This window comes from Buttiauxella sp. A111, assembly GCF_014189855.1.
GTDB classification, from domain to species: domain Bacteria; phylum Pseudomonadota; class Gammaproteobacteria; order Enterobacterales; family Enterobacteriaceae; genus Buttiauxella; species Buttiauxella selenatireducens.
Genome location: NZ_BJFN01000024.1, coordinates 1 through 1015, shown reverse-complemented (window position 1 = coordinate 1015; position 1015 = coordinate 1). Strand labels below are relative to the sequence as shown.

General features: G+C 54.9%; 1 protein-coding gene. It reads right to left on the bottom strand.

Annotated elements, in window-relative coordinates:
- Positions 1–10 precede the first annotated feature (10 nt).
- Positions 11–1015 (bottom strand): IS4 family transposase (locus tag BSPA111_RS22395; protein WP_183273305.1); only part of this gene is annotated, 1005 nt, incomplete at its 5' end.

Sequence of the window (1015 nt, the reverse complement as noted above, 5' to 3'; positions counted from 1 at the left end):
GTAATGCCAGTCAGTTAAGCAACTGACTGGCATTTTTGTTCCTGGCTTTACCATATTTATGTGGCCTTTCCTTCACCACCCTCGGGAAGGCTCTTTCTCTTCTTATCGGTAACTTCACCATCTGCGCCATGCTCTCCATATCACGCATCAGTTCCGGGATCCGACCTGGCGAAGCTCCCTGCAATGTCATCAACATCCGCATCACCATTCCGCAGGATTCTGAGAAGCTCAGCTGATTCGGCCAGTAACCCTTCAGACTCCCTGCCATTTTTATCATCTGATAACGCACAAGATTGTACGCCAGCAGTACACCCCACAGCTCCTGCTCCACCAGTTCCGGCTTTTTACTCCGCAGCGTCAGTCTGCTCAGTTGCATTGTCTGTTTGATTTCCCGGTAACCCAGTTCGATTTCCCACCGATGACTGTACAGCTCTGCCATCTCCCCACCCGGATAGCGCATCGCATCCGTCATCGATGTCAGCAGATGGCAGACTTTTCCTTTCCGGGTGATGGTCAACAGTCGGGCCGTCATTTCCTCTCCGAGTTCCGGCCACTTTTTCCTCGCCTGTGGGCTGGTTTTCAGCCTCACCAGGTGGTCGCCTTTGCCCAGCTTCTGTATTTCCTCGTATTGCGCGCCTTTCTTCAGTGGGATCATCCAGTGGCGATGCTCCCCTGCCTGTTTCCAGGCGTGCAGCAGACCCAGAGAGTAGTAGCCTTTATCCAGCAGAGTCAGGGTATTATCGCCGGTCTGGTTTATCAACTGCTCTGCCAGCGTGTATTCACTTTCCTTCATCGTGCCGAAGGCGGCGGCCGTTAACAGATGGCTGGTCAGCTCCATCTGGCAGACCATTTTAACCTGAGGGTAGAGTCCGGGCTGACCGGCATAGCTCTGACGCGGGAAAGCGGCGTCGTTCTCCGCTGTGTCCGGTGTTCGCCAGACCACGCCATCCACGGCCAGCAGCGTCAGACCACACCAGTGGGGATGTGTCGTGGCACCATGCCAGAGTTGTGCAGT